A 15,422-nucleotide genomic window follows, 5' to 3' on the forward strand; every position below is an offset into this window, starting at 1 on the left:
GACTGCTAGGCGTCGACCTATTACCTGGAGAGAGAATTGACTGAAGATACTCGGCTGCTCGCCGGCAGGTATCAGATCGGCAAGCTCATCGGCCGGGGCGGTATGGCCGACGTGCACGTGGGCACCGACACCCGGCTCGGGCGTCGTGTCGCGATCAAGCTGCTCAAGCCCTCTCTCGCAACCGACCCCAACTTCCGCCTGCTCTTCCGCGAAGAGGCGCAGAAGGCGGCACGGATGGCGCACCCGACGATCGTCCGCGTGTACGACGCGGGCGAGGAGACTGTCGCCGACGAGAACGGCATCGAGACCCAGGTGCCCTTCATCGTCATGGAGTATGTCGACGGGCGACTGCTCAAGGACATCATCGCCGACGGCCCCCTCGAACCGCGTGAAGCTGTGCGCATAGTCGACGGCATCCTGACGGCTCTCGAATACAGCCACCGCGCGCTCGTCGTGCATCGCGACATCAAGCCCGGCAACGTCATGGTCACGCACAACGGCCAGGTCAAGGTCATGGACTTCGGCATCGCGCGCGCCGTGAGCGACAACTCCGCGACCGTGGCCGACACAAGCAAGGTGCTCGGCACGGCGCAGTACTTCTCGCCGGAGCAGGCGAAGGGCGAGACGGTGGATGCCCGCACCGACCTCTATTCGACGGGCATCGTGCTCTTCGAGATGCTCACGGGCCAGCCGCCCTTCCGCGGTGATCGCGCGGCCGCGGTCGCCTACCAGCACATCAGCGAGACACCGCTTCCCCCAAGCTCGCTCAACCCCAAGGTTTCCCCCGCCCTCGACGTCGTCGTGTTGCACGCGCTCGAGAAGGACAAGTTCGAACGCTTCCAGACGGCGGCGGAGTTCCGCCAGGAGGTGGAGCTTGCGGCCTCCGGTGAGGTCCCGACCCGCAAGCTTCCCGCCGCCAGTGACTTCAACGCAACCCTCTTCGGCGTGAACCCAACGGCGGCCGCCGGTTCCGAGGCCGCGATGCGACAGCTCTCCGCTGAGAACACGGAGCGCGCCGTGCGTACCCAGAACAGGCCGCCCGTCGCCTGGATCTGGGCTGGCGTCGCGGTTATCGCGGCCATGCTCGTTGCCCTCGCGATCTGGGTCGTCAACCTGCCGCCGAGCACGATCGGCAACACGATCTCGGTGGAGGTTCCCGACATCGTCGGGCAGCAGTACGAGAGTGGCGCACAGGAGATGCAGGATGCGGGCCTCACCCCGTCGCGCATCGACACGGCGAGCGACGACGTCCCGCGCGGAGAGATCATCCGCACCGACCCGACGCCGGGCACGAGGGTAGCTGCTGAGCAGGTCGTCCGCATCTATGTGTCGCAGGGCCCAGCGTCCGTCTCGGTGCCTTCGCTGTCGAACCTCACGCAGGAGGCCGCCACGCAGGCCCTCGCCGACCGCAAACTCGAGGTCGGGGCGGTCAGCGAGGAGAACTCCTCGACGCTGCCGCCGGGAACCGTCATCCGAAGCGCCCCCGACGCCGGTGCGATCGTTCAGGAGGGTGATTCGATCGACCTTGTGGTCTCGAGCGGACTCGTGACCGTTCCGGATGTAAGGGGTCAACCCATTGAGACAGCCAACGCAATGCTCAGGGCGCTCCAGCTCGTGCCGGTGCCGAACCCCGACTTCAATTGCTCGGGCAACGCCGTGACAGGGCAAAATCTCGCGCCCGGTGATCACCCGCAGCAGTCACAGGTGACGATCACCTACTGCGCGGGCTGAGCCAGCCTCGCCTCGGAGACCGGGGGCGTCTCTGACGAGGGGCGCGAGCCCCTTTGCCCGCTCGGGGGCCTCGCTGAGCCCCGCGACGCTGAGCCAGTTGGCGAGCATCGCGTGGCCGCCCTGCGTGAGCACCGACTCGGGGTGGAACTGCACGCCGAAGATGGGCGCGCTCGCGTGGCGCAGGCCCATGATGACCCCGCCATCAGTGCGCGCGTTCACCGTGAGGTCGTCGGGGACCGTGGAATCGACGACCGCGAGCGAGTGGTACCGCGTCGCGGTGAATGGCGCGGGAACTCCGTTGTAGAAGGCGCTTCCATCGTGCTCAACGAGCGAGGTCTTGCCGTGCATGAGTTCGTCGGCGTGCGTCACGACGCCGCCGAAGGCCTCGGCGATGGCCTGATGCCCGAGGCAGACCCCGAGCAGCGGCGTCCCTGACTCAAGTGCCGCGTGCACCATGGTGATCGAGACCCCGGCATTGGCCGGCGTTCCGGGGCCGGGCGAGAGCAGCACGGCGTCGTACTCGGAGATGCGTGCAGCCGCGTCAGCGGCGGCGAATGCGTCGTTGCGCACGACCTCCGTCTCGGCGCCGAGCTGCAGCAGGTAGCCGTTCAGGGTGTAGACAAAGCTGTCGTAGTTGTCGATGACGAGCACGTTGGTCATTCGACTGTCACCTCCGGAACGCTGATGAATGTGTTGACCCATGGGAAGACCCAGAGCACGAGGGCCGCCAGGACTGCCGCGATGATGATGATCACGAGCAGGATGCGAAGCCAGAGCGGGCCCGGCAGTATCCGCCACAGTGCAGCGTACATCAGGCGGCTCCCTCCAAGACTGCGGCGAGCTCAGCGGGCATGCCAGCGGATGCTGGCTGCCACGACTCCAGGACGCCGTAGGCGATGATGCGTTCGGCCGCAGAGAAGCGCGGGTTGCAACTGGTCAGGGTGATGAACCGCTCCCCCGCCACCTCGATGCCGGGGGCCTGCGGCACCGGTTCGAGCACCCCTGTTCCCGTCGGCAGCACATACTCGAGGTTGCGGAACGCGTAGGTGTACCAGCCGTCGACCGTCTGCACATAGATCTTGTCGCCGAGCTGCAGTTCACCGATCTCGGCGAAAGGCTTGCCCCACGTCGTGCGGTGGGCGGCGAGGGCGAAGTTGCCGACCTCGCCCGGTAGCTGCGTCGAGGGATAGTGGCCCACCCCGAGGTCCTCTCGGTTGAGCACTGCCGTGAGTCCGACGCCCTCGCCGATCTTGCGCACATAGTCGGCACCGAAGCGCGGCACGAAGAGGGTCGCGAATGCCTCATTCGTGACGGGTGCGACGGTGCTGACAGGCTCGCCCGGCTCGCCCGGGTCGACGGGATCGACGGGTTCCTCGTCCTTGTCGGCCGGCGCCGGCGCCTCGTTCGCGAGGTCCTCACTGAACTCGATCGCAGCATCCCTCTGCTCGTTACCGACGATGATGTCGTTGAGCCAGAGCTGCCAGCCGAGGAAGAGGAGCACGAGCACGCCCGCAGTGAGGAACAGCTCGCCGAGCACGCCGATGATGGCCAGGCCGACAGATGCCCGGGGCCTCGCCCGTTGCCCCCCTCGTGCCCTCGCCATGCAGCGAGTCTATTCGAGCACTTCCCGCTAGAATTCCGGGCATGGCCAAGTCGACGAACTCCACGCCCGATTCCTCACGGGAGGTCCGCTCCGGCGACGACGCCCCCAACCCGGTGTGGTTCAAGCCGATCATGTTCGGGTTGATGCTGCTTGGGCTGCTGTGGATCATCGTCTACTACATCAGCCAGACCGCCCTGCCGATCGCGGAACTCGGTGACGGCAACATCCTCGTCGGCTTTGGCATCATGTTCGTCGGCTTCCTCATGACCACCCGCTGGCGCTGACCTTGCCCCTCGAGGCACCACTTCGGGGGCCAACTACACCGGTGTAATTATCCCCACTGTGGAATCACCTGTGGATAACTCCACTCGCTGAGCGGAGAACGATCACCCGAAACGCGCGTACATCAGCACGACGCCGATGACCGTGAGCACCACGAGCCCTCCCGCAACAGCGGCGAGGAGCAGCCGCTGTCGGCGCGCGGCGTTCCTGTGGCGCGTGCGCAGCAAGATGAAGCCGATGAGTGCGCCCACGAGGATGCCACCCACGTGCGCCTGCCACGCGATTCCGGGAACGATGAATCCGATCGCGAGGTTCAGCGCCAGCACGATCACGAGCTGAACACTGTTGCCGCCGAGCCCGCGGTTGATGACGAAGAATGCGCCGAACAGTCCGAAGATCGCGCCTGAAGCACCAACGACGGGCGTGAGCGGAGACAGCAGCAACACGGCGACCGAGCCGCCCAGCGCACTCAAGACGTAGAGCGCAAGGAATCGCCAGTGGCCGAGCATCCCCTCTAGCATCCGCCCGAACAACCAGAGCGCATACATGTTGAAGAGGATGTGGAAGAAGGAGTTCTGGGAGTGCACGAGTGCCGTCGTGATCAGCCGCCATGGCTGCACGTCGGTGTACGGGCCCCAATATAGGAGGGCGTTGGTCACGACCCCGCCGGTGACAAGCTGAAGGAGATAGACCAGGACCGTCAAGCCCAGGATGCTGTAGGTGACGACCGCGCCCTCGCCCCGCCGAGCACGATTGATCGCGGTGACGACGGCGGGCTTGCGGCGAGGAGCGGAAGCCTGGTGTTCGCGCACGCACTCGGGGCAGTGCACGCCAACGGGTGCCTGCGTCTGGCACTCGGGGCATACCGTGCGCCCGCATCGCTGGCACAGGATGAAGCTCTGCCGATCGGGATGCCGATAGCAGTAGTTGTCGGGACTGGAGGGCAGGCTGCTCACAGCCCGCCCTCCGTCCTCGCGAGAATCACGGGATTCAGACCTCGTCGATCGTGATGCTGTTGATGACGATGTCCTCGAGGGGCTTGTCGCCCGGGCCCTTCTTGACAGACTCGATCTTCTTCACGACGTCCTGCGAGGCGGCATCCTCGACCTTGCCGAAGATCGTGTGCTTGCCCTGGAGCCAGGTGGTGGGCACGGTCGTGATGAAGAACTGCGAACCGTTGGTGCCGCGACCCATCTGGATGCCCGCGTTCGCCATTGCCAGCACGTAGGGCTGCGTGAAGTCGAGCTCAGGGTGAATCTCGTCGTCGAACTGGTAGCCGGGGCCGCCGATGCCCTTGCCCAGGGGGTCACCGCCCTGGATCATGAAGTCGTCGATGATGCGGTGGAAGATGACGCCGTCGTAGAGGGGACGGTTGGTCTTCTGGCCCGTCGCGGGGTCAGTCCACTCCTTCGTTCCGCTCGCGAGGCCCACGAAGTTATCGACGGTCTTCGGTGCGTGGTTGCCGAAGAGGTTGACCTTGATGTCGCCCATAGAGGTGTGGAGGGTCGCTACGTGTGTGTGCATGGCCCAAGTATTTCATTCGAGCCCGGCGGATCGCGGCGTGTTCGCTGACGGCGACGCATCCACCGAATACTCAGTGCGCTCACAGAAGCGCCCGTGGTTGTATGGAAGTTGCTTCACACACCCGCCGACTGGAGGTCACTCATGGCTTTGTCCCGTAAACGTGCACGTGAACTGAAGCGGCTGAAGCACTCCGCGTCCGATCTGTGGGAGAGCCAGCGCGAGGTACTCGACCAGGCGAGCAAGGTCGTTCGCGAGGCTGGCCGGCAGGCAGGGAACCTGGGGCGTGACGAGGTCGTTCCCCGCGTGCGCGACACGATCGACCACCGCGTCAAGCCCGTCATCGCGACGGGAGCAATGGCTACCAAATCCGTCGCCGAGGGCGCACGCTACAAGGTGCAGCACGATGTGCTCCCCTCCGTCGCATCCGCCGTCGCCACCGCGCTTGCCGTGATCGAGGTCACGAAGGATGCCCGGGTGCGCGACGCCATGAAGGCCGTCTACAAGGCAGGCGGTGCGGAGAAGGTGCTCGACATTTCGAGCCGCAAGACCAAGAAGAGGGCCAAGCAGATCCGTAAGGACCTAGAGAAGCGGGTGAGCATCGTTCCCCCGAAGTCGACTCCGGGCCCCGGTCGCTACATCGTCATGGGCGTCGGCGTCGTTGCCCTGCTCGGAGTGGGCTACGCCGTGTGGCAGACCCTGCGTGCCGACGACGACCTCTGGATCTCCGACGAGGCCGAGGAACTCCCCGCGAGCGACACGCTCTGATCAAGTCTCGCCGAATGCCGTCCGGAACGCCGGGCGGCATTCGTCGTTAAGCCACGAGAGCCCTGACGGCGAGGCCCACCATGAGGAGTCCTCCCACGATGGCGGTCCAGCGTCGGGCGCCCTCGCCCCGCAGGAAACGGCTGAGCATCGCGCCCACCGCCGCGAGCACCGCGTGCCACGAGCCCGAGCCGGTGGCCACTCCGGCCACGAACCATGCGCGGTCGGCGAGGGTCACGGAGTCTCCCAGGGCATTCCCCGTCGTGAGGGCCAGGAAGTAGATGATCGTCGCGGGGTTGACCACCGTCAGGGCAACGAGGCCCAGATAGACCCGGAGTCCTGACGACGCGAATCCCGACGGCCGTGCCGCCTCATCGGGGTCACTCCGCAGCCAAAGTGGCTTCATGATGACGTCCGCCAGCACGAGGAGTACTCCAGCGGAGACATAGCGCAGCGGCTCCTGAGCGACGGCAATGAGCGACGGCAATGAGCGGGGTGATCGCGGCACCGAGGGCGACGGCGACCGTCGCGTAGGACGTGTCTACCGTCGCCGCACCAGACGCCGCTGCCAGGCCGCGACCGACACCGTGGTCTGCGGCAATGTAGAGGATCAAGAGCGCGATCGCACCGACCGGGATGGCGATAGCGAGGCCCGCGATGACCCCGGACGAGGGAACTCACGGATCACGACACTATCGCGATGGAAGGGCTGCCCCTGACGGGAGAAGTGGAGTGGAGACGAGGGGAATCGAACCCCTAACCCCCTGCTTGCAAAGCAGGTGCTCTGCCAATTGAGCTACGTCCCCCGGCGGGCCAAACCCTGTGGGTGAAGATGCGGATGAGACATCCGGATCTGCGTGGGGATACCAGGACTTGAACCTGGGACCTCTTCGTTATCAGCGAAGCGCTCTAACCGCCTGAGCTATATCCCCGTTTTGGAGCAGATACGAGAGTATCGTACCGGCGCCCGATTGATGAAATTGAGGTTTCGATACGGATCGTCGCAGCGAGGGCGGCTCAGAGGCGAGCGCGCCTGCGAGCGACGAAGGAGCGTATCGAACCCTCGCCTCCAGCTAGTTGTTAGTGAAGCCGACGAGCAGGCCGCCCGTGATTCGCACCGTGAAGTTGTAAATGAGCGCCCAGATCGCGCCGAGGGCCGTGCCGACGATCGTGTTGAGCAGCGCAACGACCACCGAGAAGCCGATGATCTGGATGAGCGAGAAGCTGCCCATGATGCTGAAGTTCTCGTCGCCCGTGATGTCACCGAGAAGGCTGTCGAGCTGGGAGAAGATGCCGGTCGAGGCGAGGATCGTCCAGACGAGGATCGTCATGACGATGAGGATGACGCCCAACACGACCGCGATCAGGAACGACAGCTTCACGGCCGACCAGAAATCGACGTAGACGAGCCGCAGGCGCACCTGCTTGCTCCCGACGGACTTCTGTGACTTTCGCTGCAACTTCTCGGCGATGCTACTCATCGAGCGCCTCATCCTTCTTCTCGATCGCGGGGTCTGTCTCGCTGTCGCTTGCGGGGAGGTCCTGGCCGAGGTTGCGCTCACTGTTGCGAGCCACCGCGATGATCTTGTCCTCGTCCGCAAAGCGGGCGAAGACGACCCCCATGGTGTCACGGCCAGTGGCAGTGACTTCAGCGACGGACGAGCGTACCACCTTGCCGCTGGCAAGAACCACAAGCACCTCGTCCTGCTCAGCCACGATAAGCGCGCCGGCAAGGTCGCCGCGCGACTCCTGCAGCTTGGCAACCTTGATGCCGTAGCCGCCGCGATTCTGCACGCGGTACTGGTCGACCGCGGTGCGCTTGGCGAAGCCGCCCTCCGTCACGACGAAGACGTAACCGTCTTCACTGACGACGGATGCCGACAGCAGCTGGTCGTCACCCTTGAAATGCATGCCGATGACGCCGCTCGTCGCGCGACCCATGGGCCGCAGCGCGTCATCGCTCGCGGTGAAGCGGATCGAGAGACCCTTGCGCGAGACGAGGAGCAGGTCGGAATCTTCCTCCACGAGCATGGCGGAGACGAGCTCATCGCCCTCGCGCAGGTTGATCGCGATGATGCCGCCCGTGCGGTTGGTGTCGTATTCGCTCAGCGCCGTCTTCTTGACGAGACCGCCGCGCGTCGCGAGTGCCAGGTACTTTGCCGCCGCATAGTCACGGATGTCGAGGATCTGCGCGATCTCCTCCCCCGGCTGCAGGGCGAGCAGGTTGGCGACGTGCTGTCCCTTCGCGTCGCGGCCACCCTCCTGCACCTCGTAGGCCTTCGCGCGATAGACGCGGCCCGTCGTGGTGAAGAACAGGAGCCAGTGGTGCGTCGTCGTGACGAAGAAGTGCTCGACGACATCATCCGCTCGCAGTTGTGCACCGCGCACGCCCTTGCCGCCACGGTGCTGGGAGCGGTAGTTATCGCTGCGCGTGCGCTTGATGTAGCCGCCACGCGTGACCGTGACCACCATCTCCTCTTCGGGGATGAGGTCTTCCATGTTCATGTCGCCGCCGTAGCCGTACATGATCTCGGTGCGACGGTCATCGCCGAACTTGTCAACGATCTCGGTGAGTTCCTCGCTGACGATGTCGCGCTGGCGCTGCGGGCTGCCGAGGATGTCCTTGAAGTCGATGATCTGGCGTTCGATCTCGTCGTGCTCGTCGACGATCTTCTGGCGCTCAAGCGCGGCCAGGCGACGCAGCTGCATGTCGAGGATCGCGCGGGCCTGGAGCTCGTCGATGTCGAGCAGCTCCATGAGTCCGTCGCGGGCGTCCTCCACGGTGGGCGAACGACGGATGAGCGCAATGACCTCGTCGAGTGCATCGAGCGCCTTGAGGTAGCCGCGCAGGATGTGGGCTCGCTCCTCGGCCTTGCGCAGGCGGAATTCGGTGCGACGAACGATGACCTCGATCTGGTGTGCGACCCACGCCGTGATGAAGCCATCGAGCGCAAGGGTGCGCGGCACGCCGTCGACGATCGCCAGCATGTTGGCGCCGAAGTTCTCCTGCAGCTGGGTGTGCTTGTAGAGGTTGTTGAGCACGACCTTGGCGACCGCGTCTCGCTTGAGCACGATCACGAGGCGCTGGCCCGTGCGACCGGAGGTCTCGTCCCGGATGTCCGCGATGCCCGAGAGCTTGCCGTCCTTCACGAGGTCGGCGATCTTGAGCGCGAGGTTGTCGGGGTTGACCTGGTACGGCAGTTCCGTCACGACGAGGCAGGTGCGACCCTGCAGCTCCTCGACGTTGACGACCGCCCGCATCGTGATCGACCCGCGACCCGTGCGGTAGGCATCCTGGATGCCCTTGGTGCCGAGGATCTGCGCGCCGGTCGGGAAGTCGGGGCCCTTGATGCGCTGCATGAGCGCCTCGAGCAGCTCCTCCTGGCCGGCATCCGGGTTCGCGAGGTGCCAGAGCGCGGCATCCGCGACCTCGCGAAGGTTGTGCGGCGGGATGTTGGTGGCCATGCCGACCGCGATACCGACGGAACCGTTGACGAGCAGGTTGGGGAAACGCGCCGGCAGCACGGCAGGCTCGCGGGTGCGTCCGTCGTAGTTGTCCTGGAAGTCGACGGTGTCTTCCTCGATGTCTCGCACCATCTCGAGCGCGAGGGGAGCCATCTTCGTCTCGGTGTATCGCGGGGCGGCGGCACCATCGTTGCCCGGCGAACCGAAGTTGCCTTGGCCGAGCGCGAGCGGGTAGCGGAGGCTCCACGGTTGCACGAGACGCACGAGCGCGTCATAGATCGCCGAGTCACCGTGCGGGTGGAACTGGCCCATGACGTCGCCGACGACACGCGAACTCTTGGAGAACGCCTTGTCGGGCCGGTATCCGCCGTCGTACATCGCGTAGATCACGCGGCGGTGCACGGGCTTGAGCCCGTCGCGAACCTCCGGTAGGGCTCGCCCGACGATCACGCTCATCGCGTAGTCCAGGTAGGAGCGCTGCATCTCCAGCTGGAGGTCGACGGGCGTGACCTTGTCGTGTGACGTGTCGATCTCCTTGCCGGGGATCTGCTCCCCGGGCGTGGTGTCTTCCATATCAGCCATGAATTCTCTGTTCCTAAGTTCTGCTGCGTGAGCCTGTCGCCTGGTTTCCTCGCTGGCTGGATTTCGACAGGCTCAATCCGCGAGGCCGGGCTCAGATGTCGAGGAAGCGAACATCCTTGGCGTTGCGTTGGATGAAGTTGCGTCGCGACTCGACATCCTCACCCATGAGGGTCGAGAAGATCTCATCGGCCGCAGCGGCATCGTCGAGGGTCACCTGGAGGAGCGTGCGAGTCTCGGGATCCATCGTGGTCTCCCAGAGCTCCTTGTAGTCCATCTCGCCGAGACCCTTGTAGCGCTGGATGCCGTTGTCCTTTGGGATTCGCTTGCCTGCGGCGATCCCGGCCTCGAGCAGCGCATCACGCTCACGGTCGGAATAGACGTACTCGTGCGGCGAGTTCGTCCACTTGAGCCGGTAGAGCGGCGGCTGCGCCAGGTAGACGTACCCCATGTCGATGAGCGGGCGCATGTAGCGGAACACCAGGGTGAGCAGCAGCGTCGTGATGTGCTGCCCGTCCACGTCGGCGTCGGCCATGAGGATGATCTTGTGATACCTAGCCTTCTCGGGGTCGAAGTCCTCACCGATTCCGGCACCGAATGCCGTGATCATGGCCTGCACTTCGGCATTGCCGAGCGCGCGATCGAGCCGGGCCTTCTCCACATTGAGGATCTTGCCTCGCAGCGGGAGGATCGCTTGTGTCTCGGGGTTGCGTCCCTGCACGGCGGAACCGCCTGCCGAGTCACCCTCGACGATGAAGATTTCCGAGCGACTCGGGTCCTTACTCGAGCAGTCGCGCAGCTTGCCTGGCATGCCACCCGACTCCAGCAGGCCCTTGCGACGGGTCTGTTCGCGCGCCTTGCGGGCCGCCATGCGGGCCGCGGATGCCTGCAGCGCCTTGCGAATGACATCCTTCGCCTGCACGGGGTTGCGATCAAACCAGTCACCGAGCGCCTCGCCCATGACCTTCTGCACGAAGGACTTCGCCTCGGTGTTCCCCAACTTCGTCTTGGTCTGGCCCTCGAACTGCGGCTCGCCCAGCTTCACCGAGATGACCGCGGTGAGGCCCTCGCGCACGTCGTCGCCCGTGAGGTTGTCGTCCTTTTCCTTGAGGATTCCCTTCTCACGTGCATAGCGGTTGACGAGCGTCGTCAGCGCCGCACGGAACCCCTCCTCGTGCGTGCCGCCCTCGTGCGTGTTGATCGTGTTCGCGTAGGTGTGCACGCTCTCGCTGTAGGAGGTCGTCCACTGCATCGCGACCTCGAGCGCAATGCGACGCTCCGTGTCTTCCGACTCGATCGAGATAATCTCCGGATGCACGACCTCTGACTTCTTCGCAGAATTCAGGTATTCGACGTAGTCAACGAGGCCGCGCTCGTAGAAGAAGGACTCACTGCGCTGCTCGTGGTCAACCTCCCCCTCGACCTCGCCGGTCTTGGCGGGGCGCTGGTCTTCGAGCGAGATGCGAAGGCCCTTGTTGAGGAATGCCATCTGCTGGAAACGGGTCCGCAGGGTCTCATAGTCGAACTCGATGGTCTCGAAGATGTCGCTGTTCGGCCAGAAGCTGATGGTGGTTCCGGTCTGGTCGGTCTCCTCTCCCTTCTCGAGCGGAGCATCCGGCACACCGTTGTGGAAGGTCTGTCGCCAGATGTTGCCCTGGCGGCGCACCTCGACCTCAAGCTTGTGCGAGAGCGCGTTGACGACAGAGCTGCCGACGCCGTGCAGTCCACCCGAGACCGCGTACCCGCCGCCGCCGAACTTTCCGCCGGCGTGCAGGATCGTCAGCACGACCTCGACCGTCGACTTCTTCTCGACGGGGTGGATGTCAACGGGGATGCCGCGGCCGTTGTCGACGACGCGAACCGCGCCGTCAGGCAGGATTGTCACGGCGATCGTGTCGCAGTAGCCCGCGAGTGCCTCATCGACCGAGTTGTCGACGATCTCATAGACGAGGTGGTGCAGGCCGCGGGGGCCCGTCGAACCGATGTACATGCCGGGGCGCTTGCGCACAGCCTCGAGGCCCTCGAGCACCTGGATCTGGTCGGCCCCGTAGCTCGCGTTGTCCTGTTTCTGCTCGGCGGCAGTGCGCTGGTGCGCTACAACCTCAGGCGTCGGGGTAGCACCGTCGCCCGGAGTCTGGTTCTCGATGGGGTTCTCGGGCGACGATTGTGACATCTGAAGTGGGACTCCTGTCCTGTAAGCCGGGTGTCGTCCTGGGCCGGGCTCCCCTCGGGAAGCTGCCATGGCAACCCTTCGATTCTACCAAGGAACGACCCCCCAAAGGGTGAATTCCGCCGTCTGAGCGCCTAAATAGGCGCGTCCGGACTGTTTTGCCTCCCTACCCGTAGGTATCGCGAGGACCGCGCCCCTGAATCGATCTGGGGCCCCGTTTCCATGAAGGGGCGTCCGGTCCCAGAAACTTGACGGACTCGACGCCCGCCTCGGGGAACTCTCGCCCAATGCGAGTGAGGATGTCTCCCCTGATGAGTCGCAGCTGGGTCGCCCACGCGGTCGAATCACACCGCACGCTCATGACGCCGTCCTCGATACCGATCGGTTCAGCGTGCTCTGCCAGGTCCTCACCCACGATGCCCGACCAGGAGGAGAGCAACTGCGAACGCGCAAGTGGAGATGTCCATCCGAGCGTCGTCGTCATGGCATCCATGACCTCAGCGATCCCCCGCGGGTCACGGCCCTTGCCGAAGGGAACGCTTGCCCCCTCCTCGCTACGGCGCGCTGACCGCCGGCGGGCATCCCTCGATCGCACGGAACCATCCCCGAAGACACGCCGGAAACGCTGGTACACCTCGATGTGTTCCTGCTCACGCTCACCACCCTGGCGTGGATCAGTCATTCGTGATCACCTCGTCGTCGAGGATCCGACCCTGCGCAATGCGCACCGTGTGCGCGCGCAGGGCATCAGGCACATCCTCATAGACCGCGGCCGTGATGAGCACCTGCTCGACTGAGACGACGGCATCCGCCAGCCGTTCCCTGCGCGCGGCGTCGAGCTCAGCGAAGACGTCATCGAGCACGAGCACGGGATCCCCCGTCGCGGAATCGCGGCGCAGTTCCTCGACCGAGGCGAGCTTCAGCGCCAGCGCGAACGACCACGACTCGCCGTGGCTCGCATAGCCGCGGGCCGGCATGCCGTTGAGGCGAAGCAGGAGGTCGTCGCGGTGTGGCCCGACGAGGGTTACGGCGCGTTCGAGTTCGCTTCGACGAAGTCGCTCGAGTGAGGTGCGGAACGCGGATGCCGCATCCGCCGCCGAGACGACGCCGCTGACTCCCGGCTCATCCCCCGCCTCATCGTCATCGCTGCCGGAGAAGATGCTGAGCCGGTTCTCAAGTTCAGCCGAATGCTGGTCGCCCGCGATCGACACATAGGCGCGCGCGACCTCCGGTTGCAGGCGGGTCACGAGCGCGGTGCGCGCCTCGACGAGCTGGGAACCGAGTTCGATGAGTCGCTCGTCCCACACCTCGAGCGTGCTCAGTTGCGAACCCTTCACTCCCGCTGCGCGGGCCGACTTGAGCAGCGTATTCCGTTGCCGAAGCACCCTGTCGTAGTCGGCGATGATGCCGGCGAACCGCGGAGAGAGCAAGACGAGCAGCTCATCCATGAACCGCCTGCGGCCGGAGGGTTCGCCGCGCACGAGCGCCAGGTCTTCGGGAGCGAACAAGACGCTTGAGAAGTACCGGGGCAGCTCGCGCGTCTTGATCGCCGAACGATTCACCTGCGCCTTATTGGCCGAGGAGCGATTCAGCTGCACCTCCACCAGCAGCTGGCGGGCACCGTGCGCCAGCTTCGCGCGGATGATGGCGGCATCCTGGTCGCGGCGGATCAGCGCCTGGTCACTCGAGACCCGGTGCGAACCCACCGTGCTGAGGTAACCGAGTGCCTCGATGAGGTTGGTCTTGCCCTGGCCATTGCTGCCAACGAAGAGATTGGCGCCCGGCTCGAGCGCGACTTCTGCGCGCTCGTAGTTCCTGAAGTCGGTGAGGGAGAGGTGGGTGACGAACAACGCTAGCGAAGCAGCAGGTTCGGCTGCAGGAGGTACTTGTAGTTGTCGGCGCCCGGCTGGTCCTTGGACGACTGGCTCGTGATGAGCACGGGGCCCGGCTTGTTGGGGTTCTCGGTGCGCGTGAAGGAGATGCGCACGAACTCCGAGTGCACAGCGCCGAGGCCATCGAGCAGGAACTGTGGCTTGAGCGAGACGACCATGTCGCCACCGTGCAGGTGCGCGTCGATCGTCTCGGATGCCTGGGCCTGCTCGCCGCCGATCGCCTCAAGGGTCAGGCCATCGATCGTGAAGCTGAAGCGGAGGGCTGCCTCCCGCTCCAGGACGAGGGCGACACGGCGGACCGCCTCGACCAACTCGCCCGTGTTCATGACGGCGTAGTTCTCGACCGTTTCGGGGAACAGGCGCTTGACGGGCGGGAAGTTGCCCTTGATCAGGAGCGAGGTGACGGTCTTGCGGTCAGCGCTGAAGGCGATGATCTCGCGGTCGTCGGTGTTCGTGATCGCGACCGAGATCGTGCCGCTGTGGCCGAAGGTCTTGCCGATCTCCTGGAGCGTGCGGGCGGGCACGAGGGCGGTGACGCCCTCGGAGAAGTCGCGATCCCCCGAATCCCAGTCGATCTCGCGCACCGCGACGCGGTAGCGGTCGGTCGCGACGAGACTGAGGGTCGTGTCGCTGACCTCGAGCTGCACACCCGTGATGACGGGGGTCACGTCATCACGGGATGCTGCGACCGCGACCTGGGAGACCGCATCGGAGAAGGCATCCGCCGGCAGGAGTCCAGACTGCTCACCGACCTGCGGGAGGGTCGGGTATTCCTCGACGGGCATGCTCAGGAGTGTGAAGTTGGCGGAACCACACCGCACCGTGATCTTGGAATCCTCCGTGGAGAACTCGACTGGCGCATTCGGCAGGCGGCTGGCGATGTCGGCCAGCAGTCGCCCTGACACGAGGATCGTGCCGGGAGTGTCGACGCTTGCCTCGATCTCGGTCTGGGCGGAAACCTCGTAGTCGAACGAGGAGAGCCGAAGGCCAGTGTCAGTCGTCTCGATGAGCACACCGCTCAGGATCGGCAAGGTCGTGCGCTGGGGAAGCAGTTTCACGGCAAACGAGACGGCCTCGCTGAAAACGTCGCGATTCACCTGAAACTTCATGCGATTCCCTTTCGACGCGGAAGTAGACATCCGGGGGCTTAATACTGGCACAGCGCAGGAGAAGCCGGACCAGACGGCGCAAAGGGTTATCTGAGCCCCAAATCTGAATTAATGAACGGTAAAGGCATTAACAGCTGTGGAAACTGTGGATAAGTCGGTGGATGCCTTTCAGCGTCGGAGAACTACACGCGTGTGAGTTGTGGGCGTTCTGTTGACTGCCTGTCGAGAACTCGTCGCCGGCCGTTTCCTTTTCGATCGCGATTCCACAGGGAATTTCTTGTCATCCACATTCGAGCGGCGTGTTG

General features: G+C 64.8%; 15 protein-coding genes and 2 tRNA genes. 3 read left to right on the plus strand and 14 right to left on the minus strand.

Features of this window, described 5'->3' with window-relative positions:
• Positions 1 to 36: 36 nt before the first annotated feature.
• Positions 37 to 1,731, plus strand: a complete 1,695-nt coding sequence (pknB, locus tag FVA74_RS13415; RefSeq protein WP_147722968.1) for a Stk1 family PASTA domain-containing Ser/Thr kinase — start codon at positions 37 to 39, stop codon at positions 1,729 to 1,731.
• Here pknB and FVA74_RS13420 read toward each other — a convergent pair.
• Genes FVA74_RS13420 through FVA74_RS13425 form a run of 3 tightly spaced genes read right to left on the minus strand, consistent with a single transcriptional unit; the run spans position 1,699 to position 3,334 of the window.
• Complete coding sequence (locus FVA74_RS13420) at positions 1,699 to 2,391, minus strand: aminodeoxychorismate/anthranilate synthase component II (RefSeq protein ID WP_147722969.1); 693 nt, start codon at positions 2,389 to 2,391, stop codon at positions 1,699 to 1,701. The genes pknB and FVA74_RS13420 overlap by 33 nt on opposite strands.
• Positions 2,388 to 2,543 (minus strand): hypothetical protein, encoded by a 156-nt coding sequence (locus tag FVA74_RS13655; RefSeq protein ID WP_168220143.1) that lies wholly within the window; start codon positions 2,541 to 2,543, stop codon positions 2,388 to 2,390. The genes FVA74_RS13420 and FVA74_RS13655 overlap by 4 nt, the downstream gene beginning before the upstream one ends.
• Positions 2,543 to 3,334 (minus strand): class E sortase, encoded by a 792-nt coding sequence (locus FVA74_RS13425; protein ID WP_147722970.1) that lies wholly within the window; start codon positions 3,332 to 3,334, stop codon positions 2,543 to 2,545. Before FVA74_RS13425 ends, FVA74_RS13655 begins: the two co-directional genes overlap by 1 nt.
• A 41-nt stretch (positions 3,335 to 3,375) precedes the next feature.
• On the opposite strand from FVA74_RS13425, the gene FVA74_RS13430 reads away from it, so the two are divergent.
• Complete coding sequence (locus FVA74_RS13430) at positions 3,376 to 3,618, plus strand: cell division protein CrgA (RefSeq protein WP_147722971.1); 243 nt, start codon at positions 3,376 to 3,378, stop codon at positions 3,616 to 3,618.
• A gap of 102 nt (positions 3,619 to 3,720) precedes the next feature.
• Here FVA74_RS13430 and FVA74_RS13435 read toward each other — a convergent pair whose 3' ends face one another.
• On the minus strand, positions 3,721 to 4,572 hold the full coding sequence (locus tag FVA74_RS13435; RefSeq protein ID WP_147722972.1) for a rhomboid family intramembrane serine protease: 852 nt from the start codon (positions 4,570 to 4,572) through the stop codon (positions 3,721 to 3,723).
• A gap of 34 nt (positions 4,573 to 4,606) precedes the next feature.
• Positions 4,607 to 5,140 carry a peptidylprolyl isomerase gene (locus FVA74_RS13440; protein ID WP_147722973.1) on the minus strand — a complete coding sequence of 178 codons (534 nt, stop codon included), beginning with the start codon at positions 5,138 to 5,140 and terminating at the stop codon, positions 4,607 to 4,609.
• Between the two features lie 141 nt (positions 5,141 to 5,281).
• Here FVA74_RS13440 and FVA74_RS13445 point away from each other — a divergent pair, with 141 nt between their 5' ends.
• Complete coding sequence (locus FVA74_RS13445; RefSeq protein WP_147722974.1) at positions 5,282 to 5,905, plus strand: hypothetical protein; 624 nt, start codon at positions 5,282 to 5,284, stop codon at positions 5,903 to 5,905.
• A 46-nt stretch (positions 5,906 to 5,951) separates the two neighbouring features.
• Here FVA74_RS13445 and FVA74_RS13450 read toward each other — a convergent pair whose 3' ends face one another.
• The 9 genes from FVA74_RS13450 to dnaN form a co-directional block, all read right to left on the minus strand.
• Complete coding sequence (locus FVA74_RS13450) at positions 5,952 to 6,389, minus strand: LysE family transporter (RefSeq protein WP_168220144.1); 438 nt, start codon at positions 6,387 to 6,389, stop codon at positions 5,952 to 5,954.
• 246 nt (positions 6,390 to 6,635) lie between these two features.
• Positions 6,636 to 6,708: transfer RNA gene (locus FVA74_RS13455), tRNA-Ala, on the minus strand.
• A 52-nt stretch (positions 6,709 to 6,760) separates the two neighbouring features.
• Positions 6,761 to 6,834, minus strand: a tRNA-Ile gene (locus tag FVA74_RS13460).
• A 141-nt stretch (positions 6,835 to 6,975) separates the two neighbouring features.
• Positions 6,976 to 7,383 carry a DUF3566 domain-containing protein gene (locus FVA74_RS13465; protein WP_147722976.1) on the minus strand — a complete coding sequence of 136 codons (408 nt, stop codon included), beginning with the start codon at positions 7,381 to 7,383 and terminating at the stop codon, positions 6,976 to 6,978.
• Complete coding sequence (gyrA, locus tag FVA74_RS13470; RefSeq protein ID WP_370454461.1) at positions 7,376 to 9,949, minus strand: DNA gyrase subunit A; 2,574 nt, start codon at positions 9,947 to 9,949, stop codon at positions 7,376 to 7,378. The genes FVA74_RS13465 and gyrA overlap by 8 nt, the downstream gene beginning before the upstream one ends.
• A 91-nt stretch (positions 9,950 to 10,040) precedes the next feature.
• Positions 10,041 to 12,119: a DNA topoisomerase (ATP-hydrolyzing) subunit B gene (gyrB, locus tag FVA74_RS13475; protein WP_147722977.1), complete on the minus strand. Its 2,079-nt coding sequence runs from the start codon at positions 12,117 to 12,119 to the stop codon at positions 10,041 to 10,043.
• A gap of 163 nt (positions 12,120 to 12,282) precedes the next feature.
• Entirely contained in the window at positions 12,283 to 12,798 is a 516-nt protein-coding gene (locus FVA74_RS13480) for a DUF721 domain-containing protein (protein ID WP_147722978.1), read from the minus strand.
• Positions 12,791 to 13,966 carry a DNA replication/repair protein RecF gene (recF, locus tag FVA74_RS13485; protein WP_147722979.1) on the minus strand — a complete coding sequence of 392 codons (1,176 nt, stop codon included), beginning with the start codon at positions 13,964 to 13,966 and terminating at the stop codon, positions 12,791 to 12,793. Before recF ends, FVA74_RS13480 begins: the two co-directional genes overlap by 8 nt.
• 2 nt (positions 13,967 to 13,968) lie before the next feature.
• Entirely contained in the window at positions 13,969 to 15,117 is a 1,149-nt protein-coding gene (gene dnaN, locus FVA74_RS13490; RefSeq protein ID WP_147722980.1) for a DNA polymerase III subunit beta, read from the minus strand.
• Positions 15,118 to 15,422: the final 305 nt, after the last annotated feature.

Origin of the sequence: Salinibacterium sp. dk2585 (assembly GCF_008001035.1) — a bacterium.
Classification (GTDB): domain Bacteria; phylum Actinomycetota; class Actinomycetes; order Actinomycetales; family Microbacteriaceae; genus Homoserinimonas.

Excerpts from the sequence above, each read along its gene's own strand:
- FVA74_RS13465 (WP_147722976.1), bottom strand. The coding sequence starts at position 7,383 with ATGAGTAGCATCGCCGAGAAGTTGCAGCGAAAGTCACAGAAGTCCGTC.
- FVA74_RS13480 (WP_147722978.1), bottom strand. The coding sequence starts at position 12,798 with ATGACTGATCCACGCCAGGGTGGTGAGCGTGAGCAGGAACACATCGAG.
- FVA74_RS13445 (WP_147722974.1), top strand. The coding sequence starts at position 5,282 with ATGGCTTTGTCCCGTAAACGTGCACGTGAACTGAAGCGGCTGAAGCAC.
- FVA74_RS13440 (WP_147722973.1), bottom strand. The coding sequence starts at position 5,140 with ATGCACACACACGTAGCGACCCTCCACACCTCTATGGGCGACATCAAG.
- FVA74_RS13430 (WP_147722971.1), top strand. The coding sequence starts at position 3,376 with ATGGCCAAGTCGACGAACTCCACGCCCGATTCCTCACGGGAGGTCCGC.
- FVA74_RS13425 (WP_147722970.1), bottom strand. The coding sequence starts at position 3,334 with ATGGCGAGGGCACGAGGGGGGCAACGGGCGAGGCCCCGGGCATCTGTC.
- FVA74_RS13655 (WP_168220143.1), bottom strand. The coding sequence starts at position 2,543 with ATGTACGCTGCACTGTGGCGGATACTGCCGGGCCCGCTCTGGCTTCGC.
- dnaN (WP_147722980.1), bottom strand. The coding sequence starts at position 15,117 with ATGAAGTTTCAGGTGAATCGCGACGTTTTCAGCGAGGCCGTCTCGTTT.
- gyrA (WP_370454461.1), bottom strand. The coding sequence starts at position 9,949 with ATGGCTGATATGGAAGACACCACGCCCGGGGAGCAGATCCCCGGCAAG.
- gyrB (WP_147722977.1), bottom strand. The coding sequence starts at position 12,119 with ATGTCACAATCGTCGCCCGAGAACCCCATCGAGAACCAGACTCCGGGC.
- FVA74_RS13420 (WP_147722969.1), bottom strand. The coding sequence starts at position 2,391 with ATGACCAACGTGCTCGTCATCGACAACTACGACAGCTTTGTCTACACC.